The sequence below is a fragment of the Paenibacillus foliorum genome (assembly GCF_013141765.1).
Taxonomy (GTDB): domain Bacteria; phylum Bacillota; class Bacilli; order Paenibacillales; family NBRC-103111; genus Paenibacillus_S; species Paenibacillus_S foliorum.
In genome coordinates, this window is the sequence record NZ_WHOD01000132.1 from 1 (window position 1) to 3962 (window position 3962).

3 protein-coding genes and 2 tRNA genes are annotated in these 3962 nt (G+C 46.0%); all 5 read right to left on the bottom strand.

Features of this window, described 5'->3' with window-relative positions; translation table 11 throughout:
* Positions 1-306 precede the first annotated feature (306 nt).
* The 5 genes from trpA to GC093_RS34770 all read right to left on the bottom strand — a co-directional run bounded on the left by trpA (position 307) and on the right by GC093_RS34770 (position 3948).
* The gene (gene trpA / locus GC093_RS34750; protein ID WP_171656545.1) at positions 307-1131 is read right to left on the bottom strand and encodes a tryptophan synthase subunit alpha; all 825 of its coding nucleotides are present in this window, start codon (positions 1129-1131) and stop codon (positions 307-309) included.
* Complete coding sequence (trpB, locus tag GC093_RS34755; protein WP_246315836.1) at positions 1070-2362, bottom strand: tryptophan synthase subunit beta; 1293 nt, start codon at positions 2360-2362, stop codon at positions 1070-1072. The genes trpA and trpB overlap by 62 nt, the downstream gene beginning before the upstream one ends.
* 20 nt (positions 2363-2382) lie before the next feature.
* Positions 2383-3354, bottom strand: coding sequence for a sugar-binding transcriptional regulator (locus tag GC093_RS34760; protein WP_171656546.1), 972 nt, complete (start codon positions 3352-3354; stop codon positions 2383-2385).
* Positions 3355-3795: 441 nt separating this feature from the next.
* Positions 3796-3866 (bottom strand) — tRNA-Gly (locus GC093_RS34765).
* A 5-nt stretch (positions 3867-3871) separates the two neighbouring features.
* Positions 3872-3948 (bottom strand) — tRNA-Pro (locus GC093_RS34770).
* Positions 3949-3962 lie beyond the last annotated feature (14 nt).

The following is a 3962-nucleotide window of genomic DNA, read 5'->3' on the forward strand; positions in this document are numbered from 1 at the left end:
TTATTTGTTATTTCTCACTAGCTTAAGTGTTTTAGCGTTCTTAATTGGGTTCTGGACATTGAATTGAAAAAAAAGAGGCTCAGGATAACTCCTGCCCCTTTCATTTTAAAAAACAAAATCCTTTGTTCAAGGACCTTAAGCTATTCTCTTCCATTCAATAGAATTATATTCGTATCCGACTTCCCGATTGGCAGCTTCAGCTTGTTTCGTTTGCTAATTCTCTATGCGCTCTTTATAAACACTTATCCTATACGTTGAGATCCCAAGTAATGAGTATCCTATCCAAAACACACAAAACCGATCCCCTCAATTCAATGCGTGTATAGACTTTAAAAACCGCTCTACCCCAGCAAGCCCCTCTTGCTCCAATACATTCAACAACTGCGTTCCAATAATGGCGATATCACATTTCCCCTGTAAGAAAGCGACATCCTCACCACTCTGAATACCGAATCCGACTGCAATTGGTGTTTTGGCAAAGCCGCGGACACGAGTTAAAAATTCGTCTGCCTCATTACCGAATGATGTCTTCGAGCCCGTTACTCCTTTGCGCGCTGCGCAGTACAGGAAGCCTCCGGTCTGCTCCGACAAATAGGCAAGTCGCGATTCTGTTGTATATGGCGTGGCGATGAGAACCGGCTCCACATTATATTCGTGGCAAGCGTCCATGTACGTACCACTCTCCTCCGGATAAGCATCCGGCACAATCAGGCCGCGGATACCGATATCCGCGCACTCCCTAACGAATGCATCTATACCATATTGGATAACAATATTGTAGTACGTCATGAACAAAAAAGAGATGCCAGGGAAATCAGCAACCACACGTTGGGCGAAATCCATACATTGCCGAGTCGTTGTCCCGTTCGCAAGCGAAACTTGATTAGCTCGTAGAAATACGGGGCCATCTGCAATCGGCTCTGAGAACGGTAATTGGAGTTCCACTAGATCAACTTCGTTCTCATGAAATAACCGGACCATCTCATAATTGGTATCGAAATCAGGATAACCAAGAATCTGATGGGTCATGATCTGCATGGGCTTCGCAGCTTGTTTGATGGTGATTTGCTCAGCGAGCTTGGTTTTCGAATTGTTTGTTTTTTCGGTGGATAAATGATCTCCATTCTTCATCCTGCAATCCCTCCGCTATATTAAAGATGTCTTTGTCACCCCGCCCGGACATATTAATAATATAGATATCCGACTTCGATGATTCAGCAATATCCTGAAATGCTCCCGCAAAAGCATGTGTGGACTCAAGCGCAGGAATTAACCCCTCCATCTTCATAACCAGCTCCAGCGCATCAATTACTTCCAAATCCGTTGCTGCCGCAAACCGCACCCGACCTCTCTCGGACAAATCCGCCAAAATCGGCGATACACCGACATAGTCCAAGCCTGCAGCGATGCTGTAGGTATCCTTCATTTGCCCATCGTTATCCTGTAAAAACAAGGTCTTATATCCTTGGGCCACACCCATTTTCCCTTCTCCATAGGCAATCCGCGTAGCATGATTACCAGATTCCTTACCTTGTCCACCTGCTTCGACCCCAACTAGCTGCACTTCATCATGAGGGTAGAAGGCTTGGAATACGCCAAGCGCATTAGATCCTCCGCCGACGCATGCATAGACCTTGTTTGGCAACCGACCAACAGCACGCATAATCTGCTCCTTTGCTTCAATTCCGATAATGGATTGAAAGAATGCCACCATAGCTGGAAAAGGGTGCGCACCCGAAGCCGTTCCCAGAACGTAATGGGTCGTCTCAAAGCTGGATACCCAGTCTCTCAGCGTCTCGTTGATCGCATCCTTTAGCGTCTGCGAACCGTAATCCACTGCAACTACCTCTGCTCCAAGCCTCCGCATCCAGAAGACGTTCGAATATTGTCGCTCCATATCCTCGCGTCCCATATAAATGGTCGCGGACAAGCCTAACTTGGCCGCAACAGTAGCAGTCGCCACGCCATGCTGCCCTGCTCCTGTCTCAGCAATAATCCGCGTTTTGCCCATTCGCTTGGCAAGCAACGCTTGACCAAGTGCATTGTTCAGCTTGTGCGCACCTGTATGATTCAAATCCTCACGCTTGATGTAGATCTTCGCACGACCATAATGCTCTGTCAGCCGACCCGCATAAGTCAGTGGTGTAGGACGGCCTGAATAATCAGTCAGAAGCGCACAGTATTGCTGCCAGAAGGTCTCATCATGCCTGATCTCCTCGAAGTGTTTACTAATCTCCTCAAATGCGGGAACAAGAATTTCAGGTATAAACGAACCGCCATAATCACCGTAGTAACCATTCTCAGATGCCGAAGCATTCACTGCTGTTGGCATAGGCTTGGATGCTAAATTCATATCAGACATGGAATAATCCCCCTTTCCTACTACTTTGCTTCATTGGAACGATGAAAATCTAAAATAGCCCGAGCGGTAGCGGCATCCGTCACCAGTATATCCATCCATTTGCCACGCAGCGCCGCTGTTATTGCTTCGACCTTCTGGGAACCACCCGCGATCCCTATCACTTTTGGAATTACCCGAAGTTCACTCGCAGTTAAGCCGATAAACCTATTTTTTTCCGGAACTTCAATCTCCCGACCGCTGCTATCAAGAAAAGAAGCACATAGACTCGCAACTGCACCTCGTTCTTCTACGGCCGCTATATCAGAGAGACTGAAATTGCCCGATCTCACCATCGTCGCTTGCTCACTCACTTCACCAATACTAATAACAGCTACTCGGCTCTGCTGTGCAAGCTGGAGTACTTGATCAATTGCCGGCTCTCTCCGCAAAAGTGCGCCTGTTTCTTCACTTGCCACAACGGCGGGTGCATGTAGTATCCAGCATTTCGACTTCAGCTTGTTTGCAAAGGCCAGTGCATTAGAGTTTGCATGCCATGAAGTACCCTCAGATCCCCAACCCCCAACCAAAGGAACAAACTGCAGTCCCTCTCTTTCAAAATAATCCAGCTTCTCCGCTGCACTCGCTATAGTCCGTCCCGCCATTATCCCAACAATATCACCGTCCCTCAGCACGGATTCTATAAGCGCAGCACTTGTACGACCGAGTTGAGCATGTAGTTTGATGGGATCTGTTTCAGAGGAATCAACAATGAGTGCATCCTGAATACTGAAGGTTTTAATAAAAAGCTTTTCGAGCTCCTGCTCGGTAGAGAATGGATTATTAATCGAAATATTCACAATACCTTCGTTCTTGGCGGCCGTCAGCATTCGACTAACATGTGGACGAGATATGCCTAAGCGTTTTGCGATATCCAATTGGTTCAGGTCTTCCTCATAATAAAGCTGGCATATTTTAACTAAAAGCCGATAACGATCCTGGTTAATCTCTGACATGTGATTCCAAACCTCCTTTTTCCATATGTACATATGTACATCAATTAACACTTTTGTGTTTTTATTGTGATTATACAACCAAGACCCATTTTTTGCAAATTAAAGTCATCAAGGGCAAGCCAGTGCCTGTGTTAACTTCTCGCTACCTTTTCGCCCTCCCGCCAAATCTGGTGTATAAATTTTGTATATTCCAACTCAACTCCGTTATAGCGCTTTCATTTTATGTTGCGATTTTGAAAAATCAGCTTGTGAAAAGTGTCCTTTGCATTCGTTGTGCACATTCCAAAAGTTACATTTTTGCTTTTAGCTACTGCGATGACTATTTCGGATTTTTTCACACAATTAGCTTCAAGCCGCATAGTTTGTGCATGGAATTATAAACAGCTTGTGAAAACAAAAAAAATCCGCGAAATATCGCGGATTTAATTCGGTCTTCTATGAAGCAGATGATGGGAATCGAACCCACGCCACCAGCTTGGGAAGCTGAAGTTCTGCCATTGAACTACATCTGCAAAAATGGTCGGGACGACACGATTTGAACATGCGACCCCCTGGTCCCAAACCAGGTGCTCTACCAAGCTGAGCTACGTCCCGATGACATATGAAGT

Bases quoted from the DNA above. Each gene is read 5' to 3' on its own strand.
- trpB (WP_246315836.1), bottom strand. From the start codon at position 2,362: ATGTCTGATATGAATTTAGCATCCAAGCCTATGCCAACAGCAGTGAAT.
- GC093_RS34760 (WP_171656546.1), bottom strand. From the start codon at position 3,354: ATGTCAGAGATTAACCAGGATCGTTATCGGCTTTTAGTTAAAATATGC.
- trpA (WP_171656545.1), bottom strand. From the start codon at position 1,131: ATGAAGAATGGAGATCATTTATCCACCGAAAAAACAAACAATTCGAAA.